Origin of the sequence: Mycoplasma zalophidermidis, from assembly GCF_018913985.1 — a bacterium.
Classification (GTDB): Bacteria; Bacillota_I; Bacilli_A; order Mycoplasmatales; family Metamycoplasmataceae; genus Mycoplasmopsis; species Mycoplasmopsis zalophidermidis.
Map to the genome: position 1 here is coordinate 195,960 of NZ_JAHMHK010000001.1, position 23,736 is coordinate 219,695.

General features: G+C 28.5%; 22 protein-coding genes and 1 other RNA gene. 5 read left to right on the plus strand and 18 right to left on the minus strand.

Features of this window, described 5'->3' with window-relative positions:
- Positions 1–20: 20 nt before the first annotated feature.
- The 16 genes from KQ878_RS00815 to KQ878_RS00890 form a co-directional block, all read right to left on the minus strand.
- The gene (locus KQ878_RS00815) at positions 21–4,079 is read right to left on the minus strand and encodes an Mbov_0399 family ICE element protein (RefSeq protein WP_216567743.1); all 4,059 of its coding nucleotides are present in this window, start codon (positions 4,077–4,079) and stop codon (positions 21–23) included.
- A 3-nt stretch (positions 4,080–4,082) separates the two neighbouring features.
- Positions 4,083–4,682, minus strand: a complete 600-nt coding sequence (locus tag KQ878_RS00820; RefSeq protein WP_216567744.1) for an Mbov_0398 family ICE element protein — start codon at positions 4,680–4,682, stop codon at positions 4,083–4,085.
- Between the two features lie 63 nt (positions 4,683–4,745).
- Positions 4,746–7,574 carry an Mbov_0397 family ICE element conjugal transfer ATPase gene (locus KQ878_RS04320; RefSeq protein ID WP_373422567.1) on the minus strand — a complete coding sequence of 943 codons (2,829 nt, stop codon included), beginning with the start codon at positions 7,572–7,574 and terminating at the stop codon, positions 4,746–4,748.
- Entirely contained in the window at positions 7,574–9,343 is a 1,770-nt protein-coding gene (locus tag KQ878_RS00830; protein ID WP_216567746.1) for an Mbov_0396 family ICE element transmembrane protein, read from the minus strand. The genes KQ878_RS04320 and KQ878_RS00830 overlap by 1 nt, the downstream gene beginning before the upstream one ends.
- A gap of 3 nt (positions 9,344–9,346) precedes the next feature.
- Entirely contained in the window at positions 9,347–9,667 is a 321-nt protein-coding gene (locus KQ878_RS00835) for an Mbov_0395 family pilin-like conjugal transfer protein (protein WP_216567747.1), read from the minus strand.
- Positions 9,660–10,061, minus strand: coding sequence for a single-stranded DNA-binding protein (locus KQ878_RS00840; RefSeq protein WP_216567748.1), 402 nt, complete (start codon positions 10,059–10,061; stop codon positions 9,660–9,662). Before KQ878_RS00840 ends, KQ878_RS00835 begins: the two co-directional genes overlap by 8 nt.
- A 296-nt stretch (positions 10,062–10,357) precedes the next feature.
- Positions 10,358–11,290: an MAG3960 family lipoprotein gene (locus KQ878_RS00845; RefSeq protein ID WP_216567749.1), complete on the minus strand. Its 933-nt coding sequence runs from the start codon at positions 11,288–11,290 to the stop codon at positions 10,358–10,360.
- Positions 11,278–11,949 carry an MAG3960 family lipoprotein gene (locus KQ878_RS00850; protein ID WP_216567750.1) on the minus strand — a complete coding sequence of 224 codons (672 nt, stop codon included), beginning with the start codon at positions 11,947–11,949 and terminating at the stop codon, positions 11,278–11,280. The genes KQ878_RS00845 and KQ878_RS00850 overlap by 13 nt, the downstream gene beginning before the upstream one ends.
- The gene (locus KQ878_RS00855) at positions 11,933–12,145 is read right to left on the minus strand and encodes a hypothetical protein (protein WP_216567751.1); all 213 of its coding nucleotides are present in this window, start codon (positions 12,143–12,145) and stop codon (positions 11,933–11,935) included. Before KQ878_RS00855 ends, KQ878_RS00850 begins: the two co-directional genes overlap by 17 nt.
- Entirely contained in the window at positions 12,135–12,434 is a 300-nt protein-coding gene (locus KQ878_RS00860) for a hypothetical protein (RefSeq protein WP_216567752.1), read from the minus strand. The genes KQ878_RS00855 and KQ878_RS00860 overlap by 11 nt, the downstream gene beginning before the upstream one ends.
- Before the next feature lie 20 nt (positions 12,435–12,454).
- Complete coding sequence (locus tag KQ878_RS00865; RefSeq protein ID WP_216567753.1) at positions 12,455–13,852, minus strand: Mbov_0392 family ICE element protein; 1,398 nt, start codon at positions 13,850–13,852, stop codon at positions 12,455–12,457.
- Positions 13,853–13,867: 15 nt separating this feature from the next.
- Positions 13,868–14,254 (minus strand): hypothetical protein, encoded by a 387-nt coding sequence (locus KQ878_RS00870; RefSeq protein ID WP_216567754.1) that lies wholly within the window; start codon positions 14,252–14,254, stop codon positions 13,868–13,870.
- A 12-nt stretch (positions 14,255–14,266) separates the two neighbouring features.
- Complete coding sequence (locus tag KQ878_RS04325) at positions 14,267–16,291, minus strand: type IV secretory system conjugative DNA transfer family protein (protein WP_216567755.1); 2,025 nt, start codon at positions 16,289–16,291, stop codon at positions 14,267–14,269.
- Positions 16,278–16,601 (minus strand): hypothetical protein, encoded by a 324-nt coding sequence (locus KQ878_RS00880; RefSeq protein WP_216567756.1) that lies wholly within the window; start codon positions 16,599–16,601, stop codon positions 16,278–16,280. Before KQ878_RS00880 ends, KQ878_RS04325 begins: the two co-directional genes overlap by 14 nt.
- Positions 16,602–16,609: 8 nt before the next feature.
- Complete coding sequence (locus tag KQ878_RS00885) at positions 16,610–17,884, minus strand: relaxase MobL (protein ID WP_216567757.1); 1,275 nt, start codon at positions 17,882–17,884, stop codon at positions 16,610–16,612.
- Positions 17,885–18,196: 312 nt separating this feature from the next.
- On the minus strand, positions 18,197–19,003 hold the full coding sequence (locus tag KQ878_RS00890) for an MAGa4850 family ICE element protein (RefSeq protein WP_216567758.1): 807 nt from the start codon (positions 19,001–19,003) through the stop codon (positions 18,197–18,199).
- A gap of 264 nt (positions 19,004–19,267) precedes the next feature.
- On the opposite strand from KQ878_RS00890, the gene KQ878_RS00895 reads away from it, so the two are divergent.
- Both KQ878_RS00895 and smpB read left to right on the plus strand, forming a co-directional pair.
- A complete protein-coding gene (locus KQ878_RS00895; protein WP_216505238.1) occupies positions 19,268–19,582 on the plus strand; it encodes a thioredoxin family protein in 315 nt (104 codons plus the stop codon).
- Positions 19,583–19,678: 96 nt separating this feature from the next.
- Positions 19,679–20,122, plus strand: coding sequence for an SsrA-binding protein (gene smpB / locus KQ878_RS00900; RefSeq protein WP_216505240.1), 444 nt, complete (start codon positions 19,679–19,681; stop codon positions 20,120–20,122).
- A 21-nt stretch (positions 20,123–20,143) separates the two neighbouring features.
- Here smpB and KQ878_RS04330 read toward each other — a convergent pair whose 3' ends face one another.
- Entirely contained in the window at positions 20,144–21,124 is a 981-nt protein-coding gene (locus tag KQ878_RS04330; protein WP_216505241.1) for a LacI family DNA-binding transcriptional regulator, read from the minus strand.
- Positions 21,125–21,169: 45 nt separating this feature from the next.
- Between KQ878_RS04330 and ffs the strand changes: the two genes are divergently transcribed.
- Positions 21,170–21,266, plus strand: an RNA gene (gene ffs, locus KQ878_RS00910) — signal recognition particle sRNA small type.
- A gap of 41 nt (positions 21,267–21,307) precedes the next feature.
- Here the strand turns inward: ffs and rsmD are convergent.
- Complete coding sequence (gene rsmD / locus KQ878_RS00915) at positions 21,308–21,856, minus strand: 16S rRNA (guanine(966)-N(2))-methyltransferase RsmD (RefSeq protein WP_216505243.1); 549 nt, start codon at positions 21,854–21,856, stop codon at positions 21,308–21,310.
- Positions 21,857–21,903: 47 nt separating this feature from the next.
- Here rsmD and def point away from each other — a divergent pair, with 47 nt between their 5' ends.
- Positions 21,904–22,476 (plus strand): peptide deformylase, encoded by a 573-nt coding sequence (gene def / locus KQ878_RS00920; RefSeq protein ID WP_216505244.1) that lies wholly within the window; start codon positions 21,904–21,906, stop codon positions 22,474–22,476.
- A gap of 100 nt (positions 22,477–22,576) precedes the next feature.
- A complete protein-coding gene (locus KQ878_RS00925) occupies positions 22,577–23,707 on the plus strand; it encodes a CvpA family protein (RefSeq protein WP_216505245.1) in 1,131 nt (376 codons plus the stop codon).
- Positions 23,708–23,736: the final 29 nt, after the last annotated feature.

The following is a 23,736-nucleotide window of genomic DNA, read 5'->3' on the forward strand; positions in this document are numbered from 1 at the left end:
AAAAGCAAAATATTTTTTTGTTATTTAATTTTTTTATCAAAGTATCTCACTTTAATAAATCAGCCTAATGCTATACCAATTCCCAAAGTTATAAGGCCTAAAGGGGCTAAAATAGATATTAAAAGCTTCTTATTTTTTGCTTTTTGCTTTTGAATATCATTATTAATATTTGGCAACTCAACAACAACATCATCTAAATCATCAATGACGGAGCTATTCAAGATATTTTCAATTGTAAACTCGGCAGCATTTTCTGAACTACCGGCAATTGGCCGAATTTTTATCTGTATCGATTTTAATATATTTTTTTCATTTGTTAAAAGCCGCAAGGAATTATTTAGTTCATTCAAATCTAAATCTCAATCTATTCCATATTTAATATCGTAAGTTTTTTGTAAATACTCATTAATATCGGCTATTACTTTGTCTCTCAGTTTGGATAACACATTTTCTTTATAACTGAATTTTTTTGTTTTAATTGACATTAAATCAAATAAAAATTCCTTCCCGTTATCATCAACAACAATCTTAGCGTTATTTAAAGCGTTATAACTAGTTAAATTAACGACTTTTCGGTTAATTCCCTTAATTACTACCGCTTGCTTAAATCCTTTGCCTTTAGCAAGGTTTCTGACCGCATTTTCAAGATTGCTAATCTCGACATCTTGACCTAATATTAATCCACGTTGTAATAATTTTTCATAGGTATATCGAGTTATCTTTTCTCTGATTTCGGATAAATTACCTGCTTCAAAGCTAAAGTCAGCTATTTCAATTTCTTTTAAATTAATTTCATGTTCGAATACATGAAAAACAATGTTATTGACTTTTCCATATAATATTCCACGGCCATTAATTGCTTCAATAACTAAAATAGCATTATGAATATATTTATTATCACTTGGTCTGATTTGCGGAACAGACATTTCAAAGGCAACCGAATCTAAATTTTTTATTTGATAGTCCTTATCCAATTCCAGTCCTTTAATTTGTTTTTTAATTTCCGAAATTATGAAATTTTTAATTTCATTTACATCATTTAAACCATTAAGTTCAATTGTTTTTAAAGTTATATTAGCAAATATATTAGCTTTTGTTTGAGACTTATTAGGTTCATCTTCATCATTAGCAGAATTATGATTTGGATTTTTCTTTTTATCTTCGTCAAAATTATCTATTTCGCTTTTTTTGAAAACGTTCAAAGGAATAGAAAATATTTTATAAGGCATTATTGTAATATTAGAATCAGGTTTAACTAATTCAACTTTAATCGTTAATAATTTTGTTAAATAACTAAAATCTGTTGTAAAGTTAAGTTTATTAAATTCTTCTTCAGTAAGTCCACTAAATCAAGATTTTTTATTTTGTCAAATTTGAGCCATAAAATCTTTGATGTAATTATGTTTAGCCGTATCAATAAAGTATTGTCTATTTAATTCAAGATTAATAATTTGGTTATTAGTTGGCTCAATATCCTTGAATTTAATTTTCATAAATATAGGGTTTTGATTAAGCATATATATTTCTTCAACCGTATTAAGGTTAAAGTAGATAAATGCTCCAGATTTATCAGGATTTATTTCCACCTTGCTGATATTAACTTTATCTTTATTAGTAAAGTCCGAAAGCAGTTCAACTTCCGCTAATTTAGTATTTTTATATCTATTAGCAAATTCATCCACACTAAATTTATCGTCTGCGATTGTTTTTAGTGTTGGAGCAATACTGATATAACTATTGAAGTAATCTCTATAATAAAGACGCTCTATATAACCTTTATAGTATTCCATAGCATCTTCATAATTTAGTTTGTATATTTCCTTGTCTGTTAATCCAACCGAGATTAAATAATTATAAAATGATGCTCCGGTTGTTGTTTTTCACAAAGGCTGTATTTGACCGCTATCTAAAACAACATTATCCGTAAAATAAGAATTTGGAGGATTTTTACTATCTGAATTTTTTTCACCTGGTTCCTGAATTAATATTAATTTAAAATTACTAATTGAATTAGGGGCATTTGAGACAAACAGCCAAATTCCAGAAGTTGAAAAGTATGATGATTCACCAGTTTCTTTAATCTGGTCAATAGAATTTATTGTGTTAGTATTACTATACTTAAGAAGATATTTATTATTATGCGATTTTGCTTTTTCTAATTTAAATAATGTAAAGTTCTCTGTTTCTCCAATTACTTCTTTTAATCCACCTTTTCCAAGAACTACCGCTTCAGCAATGAAACCACTTGGTTTATCTCTATCTCAACCTGGTCTAAACAAAGTACGTGATTTATATGGTAATTTAGTATCGGCATAATATTCTTCATCAATTTCATCATTTCATTCGGGAAAGCTACTTCAATTAGCAAATGTTTCATATTTATTATCGATAAATATTGGTTCTCCTTCAAATTGTTTTAAATCAAACCAAACTAGTTGCTTCTTTGTTCCTGTTTTAGGGTCTATTGAGGCATCATACATTGGATTATCTATTAAATTACCAGCACTATCTTTTTTATATTCACCATTAGCTTCTTTAACATACTTTTCGATTAATAGTTTTTGATGCGGGTTATTTTCAGGGTCTCAAGCATATCATTTAAAATCCATTTTGGAGCTTCGTGAATTAATTTCAATTATTTTGTTATAAATTAATTTAATATTCCCTTCAGCATTTCCGCTATTTGGTTCGTATTGAATAATCTGAATTTTGTATTCATTTAGTTTATGTGAGTTTTTCTCATTTATTTCGGAATACGGGTCGGCATCAAAATCCAAAACCCTACTATTATCGCTTGCATTTAAACGATTATCTTTTAAGTTCTTAAAAAAGGTTTGGTCTAAAACATCAACTTTTTTACCATTGATAATTAAAACTTCGTTTTCACTTAATGTTGTATTAAAGTTTACGCTCAAAGGTGTGTGAGCGACCCATCTACCAGCATAGTAAGTATTTCCATAATTTCCAATTGCTTTATCATTTTTGGCTCTAACTAATACATCATCTACTAACTCCGTATCATAATCCTCGAAGTTAATATATTTACCAAGATTAATTTTTAAACGTTCGTCCATTTTTGCATTTTCTAGTCATTTAGTAGCACGATATTTGATTTTAATATTAGATTTAAGTAATTTTGAGCCAGTGTTTTTTGATTGCGTTTTAGTATCTTTAACATAAACATCTATACTATTTTTAGTGGTATCTTCAGATGAAATCTTATAACTCAAGACTAAACTATTATTTTTATCCTTGAGTTTATTATTTAATGTTTCAAAATATTTGTTTAGATTATATTTATTACTTTTTTGATTAGTGCCTTCTAATGGATTAGTCATTAAATTTCCACCCGTATCTGTATCTAAGACTATTTCGTCATTAACAACACTTAACGCTTCATTTCAGAGCTTATTATAATGTTTTTCAACATTTCGATTAACAAATTTAGACTTAACTCTAACTTTCAAAGAATACACCTTTTCATCGCCCGATATAGCATCAGTTGAATGATGATGCGTGTTTCAAACTTGACCTGTATAATAATCCTCTTCTTCGTCGTAGTACTCCTCATCAACTCAAATTAACTCATCATTAATTAATTCTATCTCAACCAAGGCGTCATCTTTATTGACGACATCATTAAAAAGTGTATTTCATTGTGAACGTAAAATATTTTTTTCGTTCGTCGAGATATTAGAATTAATTAAATTATCGTAAATTTTTCTTATTTTTTGAAAGTTGATATTTGTGTGGAGTTTATATCCTTTATAAAAATACGTTTGTGAATCAGATATTTCTTGATAATCGGTTGGTTTACTTATCATTTTACCTGTTTCCCTTATTAAGTTCAAATATTCTCCAAAAAATACACCATTATAGTTAGAATCAAGCAATTCTCTGCTGTCCATTTTAAATAAAACGTTTTTAGAATTAAAGACAAATTCTCTTATATCATCGACATATGAGTTTTTTTGTCAATCGATAGGTAATTGTTCGTTTTTAGCAGCAACCATAAAAATTGGTAGCGAAACCAATACAGGAACTGATAACCCACCCAAAATTAATTTTCTTTTTCTCATAAGTTATTCTTCCATATCATTTTCGATATTACTATCTAGTTCATTATTAAATTCATAATTGGTATATTTTTTGGTTGTTTTAGCAAGTTCTCTTGCTTTTTGCTTTTGATTTGAAATAAGCTTCTCAAGTTCGCTATTGAAAATGTTGCGAATTTGTTTAAAGTACAATGATTCATTAAGAATTTTTTCGTCCGGTTCATTAACAACATCAGGATTAAATTCAATCTCCGGATTAGATAAAACATTAAGAATCATATCTATTTTTTTACCAGCTAAACTAGTTTCAATTTCATATTTATCAATTTTGTTTTTTATTGAATTTGTAAAAGGATACATCGATGCATATAAAGCTTTTCGAAAAGCATAAAACATATCATCCTTTAACTCCCTCATCATTACTCTTTTATCAATATCCTTTAAATAATTCATCACTACCTCGCCAATTGCGACCGATACACTCTTATTGTCTCCCTTAAGCTCACGTTGCCAAGCTTTAAACCTTAAAATTTCGCTTTGGTCATATAACCGAAAAGAAATTCTTAAACCATTCTCTGATTTAGGTTCAACATCTATATTTTGCGAATCATTAATTTTCTTTTTCATTTTTCTCCTTCGCACACGTGTGCGTGTGCGTATATTTAATATACGTGTGTAAGCACACGAGCATTAATTATTTATCTTTTTAAAATCACCTTGCTTAAAATATAATGATTTTTCATAATCGTTATATCAAGCGTCAATTTTAATTTTTGAATTTAAGTGAAGTGAAATCATATTATGTCCAATTTCACCATCGCTTAAAAATGAAGTAGCAGAGCTGTTTAACCCACCCGAAAATTCATACATTTGTTTTACAGCTTTTAAATCGCGGCTTTTTAAACCAAAGAATGTAGAATATTGACAATTCTGAACAATCGATTCAGCCTTATCAGAAACTAACAAGTCTGACGGCGATTGAGTAGTTAAATCAAGAGATAATAAGTATTTTCTCCCTGTCTTAGTTAATTTCCAAATGAAATCTAACATAATAGGTCTATTAACATTAACATATTGGTGTATTTCATCAATAAACGCAACCGTGTGCTTATTAGGATTTTTAATTATGTTTTGATAAACGAGGTTTTGAATCAAACTTAGCAAAACATATGTACCAACAGAGTTGTCTTCTTTTCCTAATGACATTAGTTCCTTAGTGTTAAATATAATAAAGTCATTATCTAAATTAATGTTTGTTTTGGCGTTATAAAGCTTTTCGAATTTGCCGTTATATTGAAATAAGTATTTGAATACATCTAATATTCGAGCAATACTTAATTGCTTACGTTCTTTTTCGTATTTATCGGCAAATTCAAAATTTTGCAGCTCTTCTATTAAGTCATCAATTATTGGAAATTCAATTTTATTTAATTCATCAATTGATTTAACTTGATATACATTCAACTTTTCATAAAGTCGTCTGACAGCAGTCATAATCAGCATAATATGTTCATTTGTGAAATCATCACTAATCAATTTAAAGAAGTTTTCAAGTCATTCGTTATGCTTTTTAATTACACTATTAATGTTAAAATCAACTTCTTCGTTGCCATTATCTTCTTCTCAAATTTGAACACGAATTTCTAATGGATTTAAACTAGTTCCTGAATCAGTACCTAGGTTAAAAACGCTACCACCAAATTTTTCAGAAAGATATTTATATTCGTTTTCAATATCGACAACATAAACATTATGATTTTCCATCAAGGCATCAACAATAGATTTAGACTTTGAGGTCGACTTACCTTTGCCTGATGAACCTAATGTCATTCAGTTGTAGTTAGTTCGACGTGAATTTTTTTTATAGAATCTATCAACGATTACAGGTTCTGCCGTATTAATTGTGGTTCCAATAAAACAAAGATTACCGTCGTTTTGGTATTCGTTTTCAAAACCTCAACCGCGAGAAACGTTATACGAAGATATTTGCATTGCTTCATTTAAATTATTAGTAGTTATAAATAAACTTTGTGCAAATGCCTCAAATTGTCTGAAAGGAAGAGACTTAACTAAAATCTTGGCTCTTTTAGCGTCTGCATAATTCTGCGATTCGATTTTTCTAAGTTCTTCTAACGAATCAGCTTCATTAATAATCATAAAGTGCGAATCAAATAAATTATTTTTATCAATTTGAATTTGATTTTCCAAATATTCGATTGCTTCAAGTTGCAAGTTATTACCTTTTTGGCTAAAACCTGATTTGATAATTGTTGCATTGTCCTTAGTTCTACGAGTTCCCTTATCTAAAATATCACCAACCGAATCATAAGTAATAGCTCCTAAATTTCAAACTATTTTACTTTCATTATTAAGCAAATCATAAGTTCATGCTTCATCTAATCTAAGGGGCAATTCAGCCACAGTTTGAATAGAATAGTATTTCTCATCAATTTTGAAATAACTTGGCTTAAATACAACCTTATTTAGCTCAAATAAGTCAGATAATTTAATTTGGTCGTCTTGTTTAGCTTCGTCTGGTTCATTTTGTTTCTTAAACTTAGTAATAAATCAACTCTTAATACGCATTATTAAATCTTGCTTATTAACTTCATCATCATTACGTCTATGTTTTCAAGAATATGATTTTTCTTGTTGCAAAAAATATTTATCAATTAACTCATCATTAATTTTTGAACCAAATTGCTTGGAAATAAAATTAACTAATTTTTTTCCTTCAAGCAACTCAGGTTCTAATTCCATCGAGTTAATGGTCGTATAGACTGCTTCAATGGTCTTGATTAACTCACTAAGTTTTTTATCATAAACAACAATATAATAATTGTCGAGCATAATATCATTATCCAAAACATCAAAATCATGATATTTTTCCTCATAAAGTTTTGTGAAAGCATCAATGACCTCAGCCTTCGAATCATTATTTATTAAAGAATGAATTTTGACATCCATATTTGTCTTTAAAGAATTAAAATTATTTGAATAATCAACTAATTCTTTATATCTGACAATCGAAATTTGAGATGTAATAGAATCTAAAATACTAACAAATTTTCCAAGAAAAGCCTCTCTATCAAATTCTGCCTCATTCCAAGGGACACGCCCTTTAAATTTAATTACTCCAAAGTGCTTAATTCCACCTTTTAAAAATTTTGTTTTCACATATTTATTTTCAATAATGGCGTCATATGGAATTAAAAACTCTTTTTTGCTTTTTGTTCCATCGCCATATTTTTTTGTTTTGAATAAATATCTAATCATTCAACCAAACAGAACATATAATCTGACATCATATTTGACAACACGTATTAAACTAGTGTTGAAAATAAGAAAAATTGTTATTCAAATAAGAAATCTAACAAATACATTTATATTTTCGGGTAAAAAGGCATAAAGAATGAAAAATGAAGTTATTACATTTATCAAAAGTACCAAAAAATCTAATCAAGTATAGTTTTTAAAAATTTTGTTCCGTGTTTTTTTAATATTCTTAGGTTGCAACATTAATTTTTACCTCTTTTCGTTTGACTATATTTATCCTTCATCGCATTAAGACCAGTTGAAATTTTATTATTATGTGCTTTGTCAGTTGTCAAGCTTGATTTCATCTGTTCGATTTTATTTTTCATGTTTTTAGGCATTTCTTTTCCTTCATATTTCTTTTCAAATCTTTGAATAATGTTTTCTTTTTTAGCAATTGTCGAAGCACTAAATTTAGCTCTTTTAGCATTTTCAAAATTCATCTTATCTGTCTTAGAAACTGTTAAACTATCGCCAGAATTACGTTCAATTCTTTTATCAATCAACTCTCTTAATTCTCTTTGTCTTCCTAGAACTTGATTATATTTTGCACTTCCTTTCTCACTTAGTGTTTTACCACCTAGCTTAGCAAGTTTCTTGTTATTTTTCGCTTCAAGCTTTGTTAATTTTGCATTTGAAGCTCGTAAATCACTTTTCTTTAAATTGCTTTCGCCAGCATCAATTTGACCTCTAAGTACCTGATTTTCTAATTTTGTATCACGACGCGCCAATTTAACAGATTCATTTCTATCATGTATTTTTTGATTTAGCCCCATTGCTCTCATTTGATACTCGCTCTTATCGATTTTACCCTTAGACAACTGTGCTCTTAATTCTCTTTTAGCATTAAGAGCTTCAAGCCCTCTACGACCTTTTGTTAAAGCAACGGCACCGGTTTTGGCAGCTTTACCGCCAGCTTTTAGCATTTTGCCAGTTCCTTTTAGCGCTAACCCAGCTCCACCCGCTAAGGCCATTCCAGCAGCCATTAAACCTTTGGTTTCGCTTAGCGTTTCTCTAATAGAAGCACTTTCCCCAACAAAAGCCGCAACTTCACTTGAGATTCCCATTGAAGCAACCGCCCCTCCAACACTAACACCAAGAATAAGTAATATTCTTATAAAGAAATTAATGTTTAAAGAACTTACTCAATTAAATGATTGATTTAGAAATGCGCTTAATATCTGAACTCCAACCGCCAGAGAAATAATCGCAAATCCTTTGCCAAAATACATTTGGCCTCACAACTTTAATCTCTTTCCATCATCGGCAATAGCTGATGAAGCGACAAATGGCGAAATTATGAATAGGAAAAATTGTTGGAATATTTTTTGCACAACGGTAAGCAGTCCCAACACCAATGGAATTAACGTCGAACATGAAATTAAACATCCTAAGAATATTATTTGAATTCCTTGACCTCAAGCCAATTCTTTGTAATCACTGTCTTTAATCAAAAACGCATTATCGTAAACACTATCTCATTTAGCACGTGTAAAACCCTTCAAGTGCCCTTCAGCGAACAAATTATTAAATAGTTGTCTGTCCAATGAAATTTCGTTTCCGCTAAGTGTTAATTTAATCATTAAACCAACCAGCATATTAAAAATATATAAAACAATAGGTATTCCAATCAACCACAGCGTTGCTAAAAACGAATATTTAAGAGCAACACTCACGGGATTGGGTTCATTTTCGCCCTTTCAAAAATGAAGCCTAATTAAACTTGAAATTAATAACATCACATACATAAACACCGATATTATTAATAATCTGAGAAACATATTAGGGAATCTAGCGACTTCAAATGAATCAGTCAAACTAATTCCAAATAGAATATATTGCGGCAATGCAATTGCTATCAAATCATAGCAAGCCAATACCGCCTTCAATAAAATTAATGGTAATACTACAAGCAAATATCAAAATGCGATAAAAACACCATAGTAAACACCATCTAAAAGATTTTGCCACATAAACTAACTCGTTTTAATTTCAGCAAAGTTTCTCAATAGCGACATTAGTAATGGACTTAAAGCTCATAAAATTATTACAGCAATTAAAAATATTCCTAATCACTTAATTCTTTTTAATTGTGTTTGTCTTATTTCTTCGTTATCGGTTTTACCGGCTTTAAAAAAGCTAACTGCCGCAATAACAATAATTATTACGGCTAATATACCAGCAAACGCTCCCAAAATTATATTAATGTATTGTTGTACCGTGTTTGCTATTGATTCTAAATTGGATTTGATGTTTTCTCCACCAGCATCCAAAATTACATTTGTAAATTTATTCATTTTTACCTCCTAAAAGTTCATTTTGGTCAAAATCAAAAACCATTTCTGATGTATCATCCTGTTCTTTGATTTCTTTATCATTTACATTAGTGTTTTTTGATAAATATGTTATTTGTAAGCCAATTACATCCAATTTATATTGTTTTGAACCACTAGATTTAGATGTAAATGGCTGATTATCTAGTTTTCCGACAACTTCTATCAAGTCGCCTTTTTTACAATACTTCAAAAAGTTTTCGGCAACCTTATTAAAAATATTCACATCGATAAAATCAACTTTATCTTTTCCTTCGTCTATTACGGCCATATTAAATTGAACTCATAGACTATTTTCCTTTTTGTATTCTTTAGCATTATCATTTGTGATTCTGCCAGTTAATAAAACTTTATTCATTTTTTCCTTTCTAATTAGCCAATCAAAATGTAGCTATTATTCACACGCCAAAAAAACTTATTACTATTCCAGACAACAAAATTTTTCATTCCGGATTTTTGTTTCGTGCTTCATGCTTTAACTTGTTATCTTTACTAAAACACCCCTTATAACCCCTAATAAGCACTATCAGCATCATTATTCCTACGATCGCTAAAAATATAGCGCCAGTAATTAAATAACTAATTGCCTGATTCATTTTTAACTAAAAAAACCACCAAATCATCCCGTGTCGGGAGCGTGGTGGTTTTTATGTATTATTTTTTAAATGTTCATCCAAACGGTTCAAACGAGAAAATAACATTTCTCATTCTTTCGTTTGCTTCTAGTGAATTATCTATTAAGGTAGGTCTTTTAACTTCGTCAACAAGTTCGATATTTTTTCAAGCAACTCGATAATAAGGCATTCTTGCTTCATTTTTATCAAATGCTCCATAAAAGTTTTTTTTGGTTCGTTCCCATTCTGTTCCGCCCATCGTAAATTTGATTGGACTAACAACATATTCATATTGTTTTAAAGCTCATTTATAAGTGTCCCTAAAATCAAATTCTCGTTCTTGAGCGCTATTACCTGGAAACATTAACAATTTATCATCTAATGTTAAACCCATAATGTAATCTAATTTTAAATAATCTAATAATGCTTGCTCGTATTTATTAATTATTTCATAGTTTTTAATAAATATATCTTTAAGTGATAAGGTATTATCATAAACCCCTTCTCCCTTAATTCCCTTTGTGCTAGCAAGCATAAATTCCATAAATTCTAAATATGCAACAAGTAATCTATACTGAACGCTTTGCATCATAATATTTTTCGTATTACTCAAATATAAATAATCAATAAAATCTAACTTTATATTTGGAATTGGATTTTCAAAGCTTCCAGGTTTATTTTCGTTATTATCACTAACTTTTTTAACCTTAAAGCCATCTTGTTGTTCGTAGAATAGTTTTGAAAATAATAATTCGTTTTTAGATTTTTCAAATGATGAATCGGTCGTAAATTCTCTATCAAATCTTCATCTAATATTTGGAGTGCTATAGTAAGTATTAAAAACATTAACAATTACTTTATATTTAGGGTCTTTTTCTAATGGAGATATTGCTTGATAATCATCATAATTCTCTCCGGTCGCCCAAATACTTCCCATTTTTTTACCAGCTAAATCTTCATCTATTTTTTTCAATCTTGAAAATGCATATTTCTATATCTATATAAATGTTCTCTAATATATGATTCATTCATTATCTTAAACGCTAAAGAATTATTCTCTTTATCATCCGTTGGGTAAATTTGTTTTAATTGCTCAACCTCTAAAAGATTTTTAAGTCTAACAACAACATTATATAAATCTCTTTCACTTACGACTCTATCAGATATATCATTATATTTCATTAGTTTGATATTATCGATACTTCGAATATAGCGACTTATTTTAGATATATTAGGAAATGTGAAATTATTAAATTCATCAATTTGATAATCCTTAACTTTTGGAATCATTTCTAATAACGCACTACCATTATCAACTAACGCACTATCAGCATAGAATTTTTCATTTTGGTCAAAATTATCTTCCTTAACCAAATTAAAAATCGTGCCATTATACTCAAAAATATTTTTATTTGTTTTATTAACGTTGCTATTATTACCAGAATTACTATTTTGACTATTTATAGTTCCTGAATTAGTATTATCATCAGGAACCGGAATAACAGGGTTGTTATCAATTTTGTCTAATTCTTTACCGCGTTTGTTAAACAAACTATATAAATTACAACTAACAGCACTCATTGGAGCGATTACAACCGGAATAATTCCAGCTAATTTAAATATTTTTTTCATTTTTACCTACCTTAAAAGACTTAATTACTTTACATCTTTCTACTTCAATTATAGTCCATTTACCTTCACTTTTAAGTGTTTCGACTTTATCAACCACCACGTCTCAATCAATCGACGCACCAAGCGCTTTAGAATATGAACCTTTTCTACCTCTTATTCGGTAAAAACTTCCTTTCGTATATTTATTAGTTATCATTTTCTGTTTTGCCTAATTTGCTCCACAAACTGGCTAAAATAATATATTTGCTCTTTATACCGTTATGTCTCAAATCTAAATCAACTTCTTTTTTAAAGTTTTTATCTTCTTCCATCTTAATGAAGAAGTCATCAAATTGATTTAAAATCTTTTTCGCTTCATTTAGTTTTTCTTCCATATATTTACCACCCTTGTTTTTATTCATCTGTTTTTTGATTGCGTTTTCATAGGCATTCTTGCCTTTCTTTTCCAAGTATTCTTGTTTAATTTTTAAAATATCTTTTGTCATTATTTTCCTTTCTTTTATCATTAAAGTTTTAATGATTTAGTTTGTTCTAATTCCAATAATGAAGCAAGTTCTCTATTACTTATTTCATTTAAATATTTGTCCGCAACATCACGTAATTTACCAACCGACTTTACGCTATTTAAATAAGCATCAAGTTCAACATATTCATTTTTATTAATATCTAATATATCTTCAACTAATCGAATGTATTTGCTATCTAAACCGTATTCTTTAACATCTTCATCAACAATTTCTAATAGGTCATGACCTATGTAAATTTCGTTATATTCTAAATATTCATCAAATCCAGGCAATGCACTAGGTCTATTTAAATTAATTTCCATCAACTCATTTAGTTTTTCCAAATCATCAATATTGTTATTTGTGCTTATTAAGTCAAATATTTTTTTGTTAATATCATCATTACCGTTTTTCATATTTTCATTGATGTTTTCAATTAAAGTTTTATATGCTCTACGTTCTTCATCTGAATTTAATGAACCCATAATTTCATTAAATTGATTAACAACATCTTCATCACTATCCCACTCATGTGCATATTGTGTCATATAAGATATATTTTCATAATCTAGCGGTTCAATTAGAACTTTACTGAGATTAATTTTTAACCGGTCATGTTCCATATTTATAATATATTCATCAACTATTTCTTTAAGATTTTCAGGTTTGTTATTTGGGTCTAAATTTCATATTTCATTATTTTTCAAATATTCAGCAATTCAGTCAATATTCTCAACTTTATCATTTAACATTGTCCACATAAAATTGTTTATTTCGTCTAAATCATTAATCGTTTTAGCCACATCTATTAATTTGTATCCTAATTTTTCATTATCTTCGTTTTCCAATAGATTATTAAATTCAATCACGGATAATTTATAATCAATTTTTTCCTGAATAGATTCTAGTTTATCAATGTTAATGTTGAAATCTTTCACATAATTATCATCATATTGTGCTATTGTTTCGATTTGTCTTCAACGTAAATGTTGGTTTTGTAATTCTTTACGTCTAGTGCGATATTCATCATATGCAAAGTGCTGAAACATTTCTAAGTTAACATAGCCATCTTCATCAATTGTTAGCAGGCTGTATGGCGTATCGCTGACTTTTTCCGAAAAGTCATTAATAAATCATCAAAGTTCAATCGCACTACAATTATTAGTATCAATCTTTTCTATAAATTCATCTTTTTCACCATCATCAGTATAAGTTCATTTAAAACTATAAATGTTAGGATATTCACTTGCATAATATTCTTCATCATAATTGTTTGTAGTGAATAATAGTTCATAGTTATATTTATCATTTGCGAAATCAAAGAATGCTTCGCAATCTTGTTCGTTATCAAAATCTAATAGTCTTTCAGAATTTTTGTTTTTATTAATGTTAATCATCATTATCTCCTTTATTTATCTTGTTTGCATTTCGTCTAATGTTGACTCTAAAAGTTCATCTATTTCTTTAAGATGTTTTTTATACTCTTTCATATATTTAACAACTACTTCCATATCAACTTCCTTAGAGTCAATAGTTTCATACTGTTGAGTGTCTGGATTTTTTTGTTGTTTAAATAAAGTAATCTTAAAACCATCTCAATATTTCAAAGTTCAATCACCGTTTTTCTTTTTATTTGCTAGTTTTTTAGGAAAGAAAAACTTGTATTCTTCTCATTTCAATTGCGGGCCATCATAGTATTCATTTGACATATTTTGTAAAACCACCAAGACAGATGTATCAAGTTCAACTTTCACACTATCTAGAACATTAATGTTTTTTGTGATTATTGTTTTTTTCATATAGTTTCCTCTTTATTTTGTTTTGGAAGATTTATTATCTTTTGAGAATTTAGTCTTTCTAAATCTTTCTAATGTTTGGTTAATTGGTTGGGATTTCGAGTCTATAGATAAAGCATCTTTTTTATCTGGTTTAGGTTCAACCTCAATGTTTTTTGGTCCTAAACTAATCGTTTTAGTTATTCCAGAGTTCGATGATGGTAGAGAATTTGTTCCAGAAACATCTGCTTCATAATTAATTGGTTTAAGTTTAAGAAAGTCAAAAGCCTTATCATGATTTCGCACCTCTTGAGGTTCTCTATGTCGATACGATTTATCAATATTTGTATAATCAAAAGCAAAAAGAGGTTTTATTAAAATTGGTTTATACCCACCTGATAAAATCAAAGCATCCTTTTTCGATTTAAATTTCAATTGACTAACAGACATAGTCTTTTCGCTTTGTACTGACCTTGTTGTTGACGTTCCCTTATCGCTTGAAGTGGTAGAAGTTCTTTCCACTTTACTCTCACCCATCATTTCACTAATATCTCTTAAAGTTTCTTGGTTATTAGTTTCTAAAAATACCGTTAATCTTGCTTGCGATTTAATTAATTTATTTTCATTAGCACCGGTATTGTATTTGTCAAGTTGTGTGTAATCTTGTAATGTTAAAGCAAAAAAGATTTTACGAGAACGTGAAATTGACATTCAATCTGCTATGTTTTTTAAATTTTGAATTGAAGCAAACTCTTCCAAAATAAATAGCAATGTTCGTTCAAGCCTTAAATCCTTATTTTCATTTGCTTTTGAAATTGCTTGTTCATAAATTTGACTAATTAGAATTGGAATCAAAAATGAATTAGCCTTCTTATGGTCTGGAAACTTGATAAATATCGCAAAAGGTTTATTGTTATTAAACATATCGATAAAATCAACATTATTCCCAGAAGTTATTTTTTGAATAATTGGACTTGTCTTAAATAAACCAAGAGCGTTTTGAGCATTTGTTAGAAAACCGGATAATGTTTCAGGCGTTGTGTTTGCCAAAGCCTCCATTTCGGTATAAATATCATTTCAGAGTTTATTTATATTACTGTTTTGTTTAATTTCCTTACGCCACAACCCTTTTGTAAACATATCGATATTTAAAAATGTGTAAGTATTTTCAAGAGTAAAGTAATCAAGTTTGAATTCAGAATTTATAACTGAATAAAAGGCCATAAATTTAATCACTAATTTGATGCAATTTTTAGCCTGCGAAACTCATATAGAATTCTTTTCATCGCCATAAGGTAAGTTTTCAACTATTTCATTAATACGATTTATTGCATCATAATAATCATTAATCACTAATTCTCTATCACGGTGTAAACAATCTCAAACTGTTTTTAACGGGTTTCAATAGACGCTATTATACATATCATCAAAGTCAAAAAGTTTAATATCATAGCCATTTTCTTTTAATATTCCACCAGTAGCTTGCAATAATTCGCCCTTAGGGTCGGTTATTACAAGGTTTGGTTTTTTGTTTTCGGGCAAACTAGCATTTCTTCTGATATTTTCAAATAATATTCTTCAGGTCTTTCCGGAACCGGCAATTCCAAGCAATATCATATGAGCGTCGGTATGATTAACTAATGTTCCGTGTTTTTTGATATGTCCTATTACAAAACCAACCTCATCATCATTAGCAAATTCCTTTTTAAGTTTTTTTAGCGAACCTTGATGCGTATTTTCATTTCATAAATACGCTGATGTTTCGCTACCTTTCATTTGCTTTTGAAATGCTTTTAGTCAATCATGGTATTTTATTCAAACCAAAACCACTAAACTAACAACTAAAATAACTAAAATAAAGATTCAACCATTATCTCTGCTATAAAAAGACATAACATCCTTTAATAAATTCCGCCTATGATTAAATCAGTCTTGAATTATTTGATATTTAAAGTAATATATTTGACCAAATATTCCTAATACAAAAAACAATGCAATTGGCACAATAACCAAACTAAATATATATTTACAGATATTAAATAATTTTTTATGTTTCTTCATTAACAAACTCCCACTTTTGAACCGCATATTGTTGTATATCTATTGTCTTTTTTAAGAATAACTGCTGAAAATATAAAGCTAGTTTTAGACCATATTTAACGTCATCAACAAGTAAGGAAATAATTGTTCTTTTAGACTGCTTGACAATTCTTAACTTGATAAACTCAAATGAATTTTTTTCGCAGACAAGTTCAATTTGATTTTTAATTATGTTTTCGTTATTATTTAAAAAATTAGGGTCTTTAACTTTAATATTTACTCAAACTCCAGTTTCGTTTGTTTTGATGAATTTTTTATGTGAATTCGACATATTCTCTCCTATTGCTTAAGCACATTCTTTTGATATGTTTTTAAAGCAGCAATCTTATTTTTAAAATGAATTCCGTTTGCTTCTCATTCTCATTTTTTCATTATTCAACTCCAATTAATTTTCTGACTAGACAAGTTGTTTTGCTTGTAATCAGAATAATGATTCAAACTCTCATAATCATAGTAACTTTCGTTTTGTAAAACCAATTGAATGTTTTTTTCATCTAGACACAACTTAATAATTGCATTGCCAAGCTGTTTTTCAAATTCATCGTTTTCTTTATTTAGAAAATCATTTTTTAACTTGCTATTAAAATCATTTTCCATTGATTGAATTTTTAATTCATTAAGTTCATTAGTATATTCACTATATTGATTTGCTAATTCTTCATTATTATTCAACATATAGTCAAATATCTTTCAAATAGATTTTTTTGAATCATCGGTTGCTCTTACGTATGATTTGTTTTTAGCATTTTTGAACTGATTCTGAATATTCAATACATGACTTGTTAATTCTTGGTCGCTAAAAACAGCTTCTAATTTCGCGAGTGCTTTAATATGTTTACGCTTGTCCCAAACAAGCGACTTAATCTCATTAAGATTCCGATATTCACGATTAAATGTAATTTCATTTGTCATAACCTTATTAAAATTCTCAAGGGTTTGCTTATTAATAAATCCTGTTGTTTTATAAAATAACTCTCCATTTGCTCCGAGTCTGCGAGGGGACTTTTCTCAAAAACTTAAATGAATATGAGGAAACTCTGTATTTGCATGAATCACTCAATGACCGGTTATGTTATCGGGATTTAATTGGTTACTTTTTAAAAGTTTTGTTAAATTTTTAGATAATAATTCATTCCACTCAAATTTATCGACACAAAAATTTTCAACTCCAAAATCCCCAGGATTAATTATCATTTCTCAAATAACTTGTTTTTCATCAAGTTTATTTAATATTTTTTGTTCTTCATCTAAATTAATATCTCTAGCATCGCCAAATAATCTATAAACCCCACTTTTAGAGCTTTTAACCTTCTCTGAAGTTTTGCTATTAAGCCAACTTTTGAAGCTTTGCCTACTAGAATTAAATTCCATTTCTAAATCACTCCGCACTTTATTATCATCTTGAATATAAACAGCTCCTTTACGGGAAATATATTGTAAATGTCTACCGGATTTATAAAATCTATAGTCATGGGGTTCTAATTGGCCTTTTTGCTGTTTCTTTTTAACACCATTTTTAGCAAACTGAATATTTGTATAAATGCTATTTACCATTTCACCTCCTAACTAACTAATTAATAACAATTTACATAGTTATTTAAATAAAACTTTAAATAGATATTTATATATCTATCTCTAATCACATGTAATAACGTATATATATTTCCTTAACGTTTATTTATGTTGATAATTTCGGACTCTTAAATTTACTTCATTTGGAATTGCGACCATTTTTGCTAAAAACGCAACACCTAAAAATTTACTCGTATAAGTAAATTGAGGGTTTTACTTTGTTTGTAGCACCAAGGAATCTGAATACTTGGCAAGCACTCACATTCCTTGGTGCAGTGCTAGAAACTAGTAAAGCTAAAAGATATTTAGTAAAAGAAATCTTTCGCTTTTAAATTCAAATCGAAATTTTCCATTTGAATCAAAATAATAATTCTTTCCATTTTCAAATCATTTTCAAGATTTTATGGTTCTAAAAACTTTATTCATTTTTTGTCCAAATAAAGAAACAAGTTTTTTTAAACATGTGAACACAAAGACTCTACTTCAATTTGAAAAATAATTGTTTTGCAGAAGAATTTTTTTACCGCAACCACAAGCGCTAGTAAAGCAATTGTGGTACGAACAAATATTTTCCTTTTTGGCTAGTTTTTCTTTCTTAGCTTTTCAACTTAAAATATTAAACATTTCAAGATAGTTAAACCCAAATAAAAGAAAAATCATTCATCTTTTTTTACCTGAAAAAATAATTTGATTTTGCCCTCTTTCTTCAAGACTTTTTTTGTTAACTTTTATCATCTGATTTTGATAAGAAATTAACCCCATTTTTTCAAGTATATTTACTGATTCATATATGCTAGTTTTTTTAAAACCAAATTTATATAGTTCGTTAATGCTAAATGGTTTTTTTCTAGCGCCTAAAGTAATTAATATTGCTAGTATTTCTAATGCAACTTTTTTACCTTTTAGTCCCTCAACAACTTTATACGACAGTTTGAGTTTTGACTTTAAAATTACTTTTAGACCAAGCTGATTTAATTTATCGTATTTCTTCATACAATAAAGTTTTTTAAATTTTTGTTCTAATTCAAATAATTTTAATTCTGAGTTTGTTAAACTTAAGATAAATTCATTTTCAATTTTGACGTCTGTATATTTACTCATTTTTTTCCTTTCTTTTGTTTTAGTGTCGAAAATTATGTATAATACAGACACCAAAACATTATTTTTGTTTGAGTCGACAAGCAGTCGGCTCTTTTTTTATCTATTTAACAAAAGATATAAAAAACGCAAGCTTTCGCCTGCGTGCTAACACACCTATTTTTTACACATCCTTAAATTTCAAAAAAATTAAAAAAAGCAGTTTTTTATACTGATAAATAAAGTTTTTATATTAAAATAACGATATAAATTTAGAAAGGAATTAATATGTTATACGAAATTACAGAACAAGAATATTTAGAAAATATTCAAGGTAAACACGAAAAACCTTACATTTTAGTTTTTCACGCGGTATGATGCCCACCATGTAGAAATTTTAAATTTTCATTAGAAGAATTAGCTAAAAATGATGGTGTTGATGTATATCGTGTTGATGTAGATGCTAATAAACAACTTTCTCAAGAGTTCGCTGTTAGAAATTTACCAACTTGATTTGTTTTCAACAAAAATGAAGTTGTAGAGCACGTTACAGGATACCACACATACGAAGAATTAGCTAACATTGTTAAAAAATACTTATAGAAATCGAGACAATATCGTACTCGATTTTTTATTTTTCAAATATGTATTTTGTTTATTATGACAAAAATACTGCCTAATTGTTATAATTTCACTACTATGAAAATTATAAGCGATAACAGAAAAGGACTACACGGTAACACGATACACGAAAAATATGAGGCTGGAATGGTCTTACAAGGTTGAGAAGTGAAATCAGCTCGAGCCGGAACTGTACAATTGACAAATTCATATTGTTTTTTCAAAAACAATGAACTTTATTTAAGTAATGCCACTTTTAAACAATTTATGTTAGTTAAATGTGATGAAACGCAAGATCGAAAATTGTTAATGCACCGTAATGAATTACTTAGACTTCAAAACAAAAAAGAAAGAATGGGTAATGCAACAATAATACCGACAAAAATCTATTTTAATAATCAATCAAGAATAAAAATTGAAATTGCTTTGGTAACAGGAATGAATAAAGCCGATAAGAGAGAAGCTATCAAAAAAAGAGATAACGATCGCTATCTTCAAAAAGTTCTTAAAAATTTTAAATAATAAAAATGCCCGTTGGGCATTTTATTTTTGTGTAATAATCATTGGTTTGAATAAATTTGTTATTGTGTCACCTTGGGTAAAGGTGTCATTGAATTTAGCCATTTCGGTGTCAAATATCATTTTTTCTATTTGTTCGCCTATTTTGCGGTAATCAATAAAAATTTTAGTTTTATATTTTTTTTGAGTGTCATAAATAGATTGAAAACCAATGTCCGTTAATCTTAGTTGGTTGTCGTTAGAAGACACCAGGTTAATGAAAGTTTCATGTGTTGAACAAACAACATTTGAGTGTTTGTTATCAATTAGAAATTTTTGGAATCTTTGTAATTCGTGTATTTTTTTATTTTCAACAAAATAACGTTCATATTGAATCTTCATTTTATCGCAGGCCTTCTGGAAGCCTGAAAATCTTAGTTCTCTTTGTCTTGGAGATAGCTTATTATCATCAGCATATATAACTTGTTGATTTGGTTCAATATAATCAGAAAACGTTTTTGTAACAGAATAAAAAGCATTTTCAACATCAACATCAACTCAATTAACGCCATCAATTTGTTCGCCGTATACGACCGTTATAGAGTCAAATACTTGTTCTCTGATAAATTTAATAATTTGTTCATTTTCAGTTTTAGGTAAAAAGAAAACAATCGCGTTAGGTTTTCACGCCATACAATATTTAATAGTTTCGATATATTCCTCTTGTTCGGGAGCAGAGTGAGTAATGAATACTTTTTTATTACGTCTTTTTGCTCCTTGTTCAATACCATTCATGATATGGGTATATGAATTTTCATACCACTCAGGAACAATGATGAATATCGAACGACTTCTTCCTTTTATCAGTCTCGCACCATTGTTTGGGTAATAACCATGTTCTTTAACTACTTTATCAATTTTAGCTCTTGTTTTTTTACTTACGTAGCCACCATTATAATAGCGACTAACAGTACTAATAGAAACTTTTGCTAATTTTGATATATCTTTATATGAAAAACTTCTCATATTTAAATTATATAAAATTTAAGGATATATTTTTTTAGTTTATAATAATTAAGTCAATGGAACAATAACCTTGTAACCTGGTCAGGGCGGGAACGCAGCAGCCACATCAAGAAGTGTTGTGTCTGTTGACTTTTTGTATTGAATTACCAGTAGTTTTGGGAACATGTTTTTAAACGGATATTTTTAAATGTTATTTGAAACAAAGAGAATTGTCGTTTTTCCATATTGTTTGGTTTTCTGGATTAGCATTTTTTCTGGAATAACAATTCTATTAATATCATCAGTTTCTATGACTAAATAACCTAAATCATTTAAAAATTTATTAGTTGAAATTAGTTCTAAGCATTGATTTAATAAATCGTATTCTTGATATGGAGGGTCTATAAAAATGAAATCAAAATTACGTCCTGTTTTTGTTTTTAAAAACTCTGTTGCACTCATTTTAAAGACTTCAGCATTATGTATTTTTAAATTATTCAAATTTGTATTTATTGTTTGTATAGCTTCTTTATTTATATCAACAAAATATGCTTTCATTGCATTATTACTTAAAGATTCAATACCCATAGCACCACTGCCCGCAAATAAATCAAGAATTAAAGTGCCTTCTAATTCAAATCTTAACGAATTAAAGATTGCTTCTCTAATACTATCTTTTGTTGGTCTAGTTAACTCTGTTTTCGGTTGTTGTATTAACAATCTGCGATATTTCCCCGAAATTATTCTTAACATTTTTCACCTCATAAAATATTGTTTATTTATGGTATTATAATTAAACTATGAAATACAACGTAAAATTAGTTAAATTACCCAGCAAAGTTCTTAGAAAAAAATCTAAAGATATCCCAATCCCATTAAGACCCGAGGATATAGAATTGGCCGAAACTATGATTTATCATATTGATGATAGTCAAACCGAAGGAACAATGTTCCAGCCAGGTGTTGGTGTTGCTGCAGTTCAATATGGAATTTTAAAAAATATGTTTTATATAAACACCGCTGAAATAGACCCTTTGTTATTAAATAAACAACCAAATCAAATTAAAGATGTATTTATTAATCCTAAAATAATAGCAAAATCAGATTTTAAAATTTCATTAGAAGATGGCGAAGGTTGTCTTAGTGTAGGACGAAACATTGCTGGCCAAGAAGGTTATGTTTATAGAGCAAACAGAATAGTGTTCGAAGCTTATTCATATACACAAAAAAAGGTTGTGAGAATGGATCTTGAAGGATATTTAGCAATCGTTGCACAACATGAACTTGACCATCTTGAAGGAAAACTTTTTATTGATAGAATAAATAAAAAAAATCCGTGGAATGTGGAACCAAACTCACGTTTGTTAACTTAATATTTTTAAAATTTCAGTATAAAGTACTGATTTTTTTATTTTTAAAATGATAGATTTTTAATTGCTATCGTAATATATTATTAAATAGTAAAATAAATCCATGGAAACTTTAAATAATTATTTTGAACCTGTAAAAAATATATTTAGTTCTGCTGATAAACCTACAATGGGTTTATTGCCAATTACAATATTTATTATTTTTTGCTTAATAGCTGCTTTATGAGGATATTTCAAAGGAGTCTGATCCGCAATTACGATGCTAATTTTAACAATAATTGGTGCTGTTATAGCCTTTGCTATAGCACCAAAAATACATTGAGTTGAAAAAATTATAGATATAAGTAAGGAACCTTATAGTAATTATAAAGAAGAAATAATGGCTATAATCGCCGGTTTAAATCTCTTTGTGATACTAGCATTAATCCAAATCATCGCATTAATTATGACTGAAATTTCAATGAAAATTTCAAAATTAACAACTCGTCAACTAAAGAAAAGAAACAAGAAAACTTTATTAGTTAAAACATTAGGTTTAGTTGTAGCGCCACTATCAGCGTTACCTTTTGCGTCCGCCACAGTTAATATTTCCGGTATCTTCGGTTATAATAACAGACCAATTCAGATGAATGATGCGTTATTAGAAAAATTATCCCAAGGAAAAATTAAAGGATTATCTAGATACTTGCCGTTGGTGACTACCGCAATCAAAATTTCAATGGAAAAAGAAAACATACAAAATATTTCAAACATTAGCCAAACATTTACTAAATCTCCTAGTGCAGATTACAATAAAGAAACAAATACATTGACTATTACTCCATTTAGCAAAGAACCAACGCCTGAACAAATTCAATCTTTCAACTCAACAACAACCTTAATTTCAACTATTTTGGATGGTACTTCAAAAACTGAAGAATCTTATAATGTTTTTGTGAAAAGTATCGGACATGTACCTGTTGATGAAGAACAAAAACAACAAGCCAAGCAAGCATTAAATGATTTTATTAAAAAAGTAAAAGATGAGGGCATCGACCCAACTAAAACCAAAGTAAACCTGAATTTAATTTCAAATGATTTAAAACCTATAGTAGCAAACTTAACAAAAGAGCAAAAAACTAAAGTTATAACCGAATTAACAAATCACTTCTTAGGAAGTGCTGATGAAGAAACAACAGCAATAGCTGTAGGCTTATTAGATTCATTAATAATTAATCCAAATGTGGCTGCTTAGCCGTATTTTTTAAAATAAAGAGTACAATA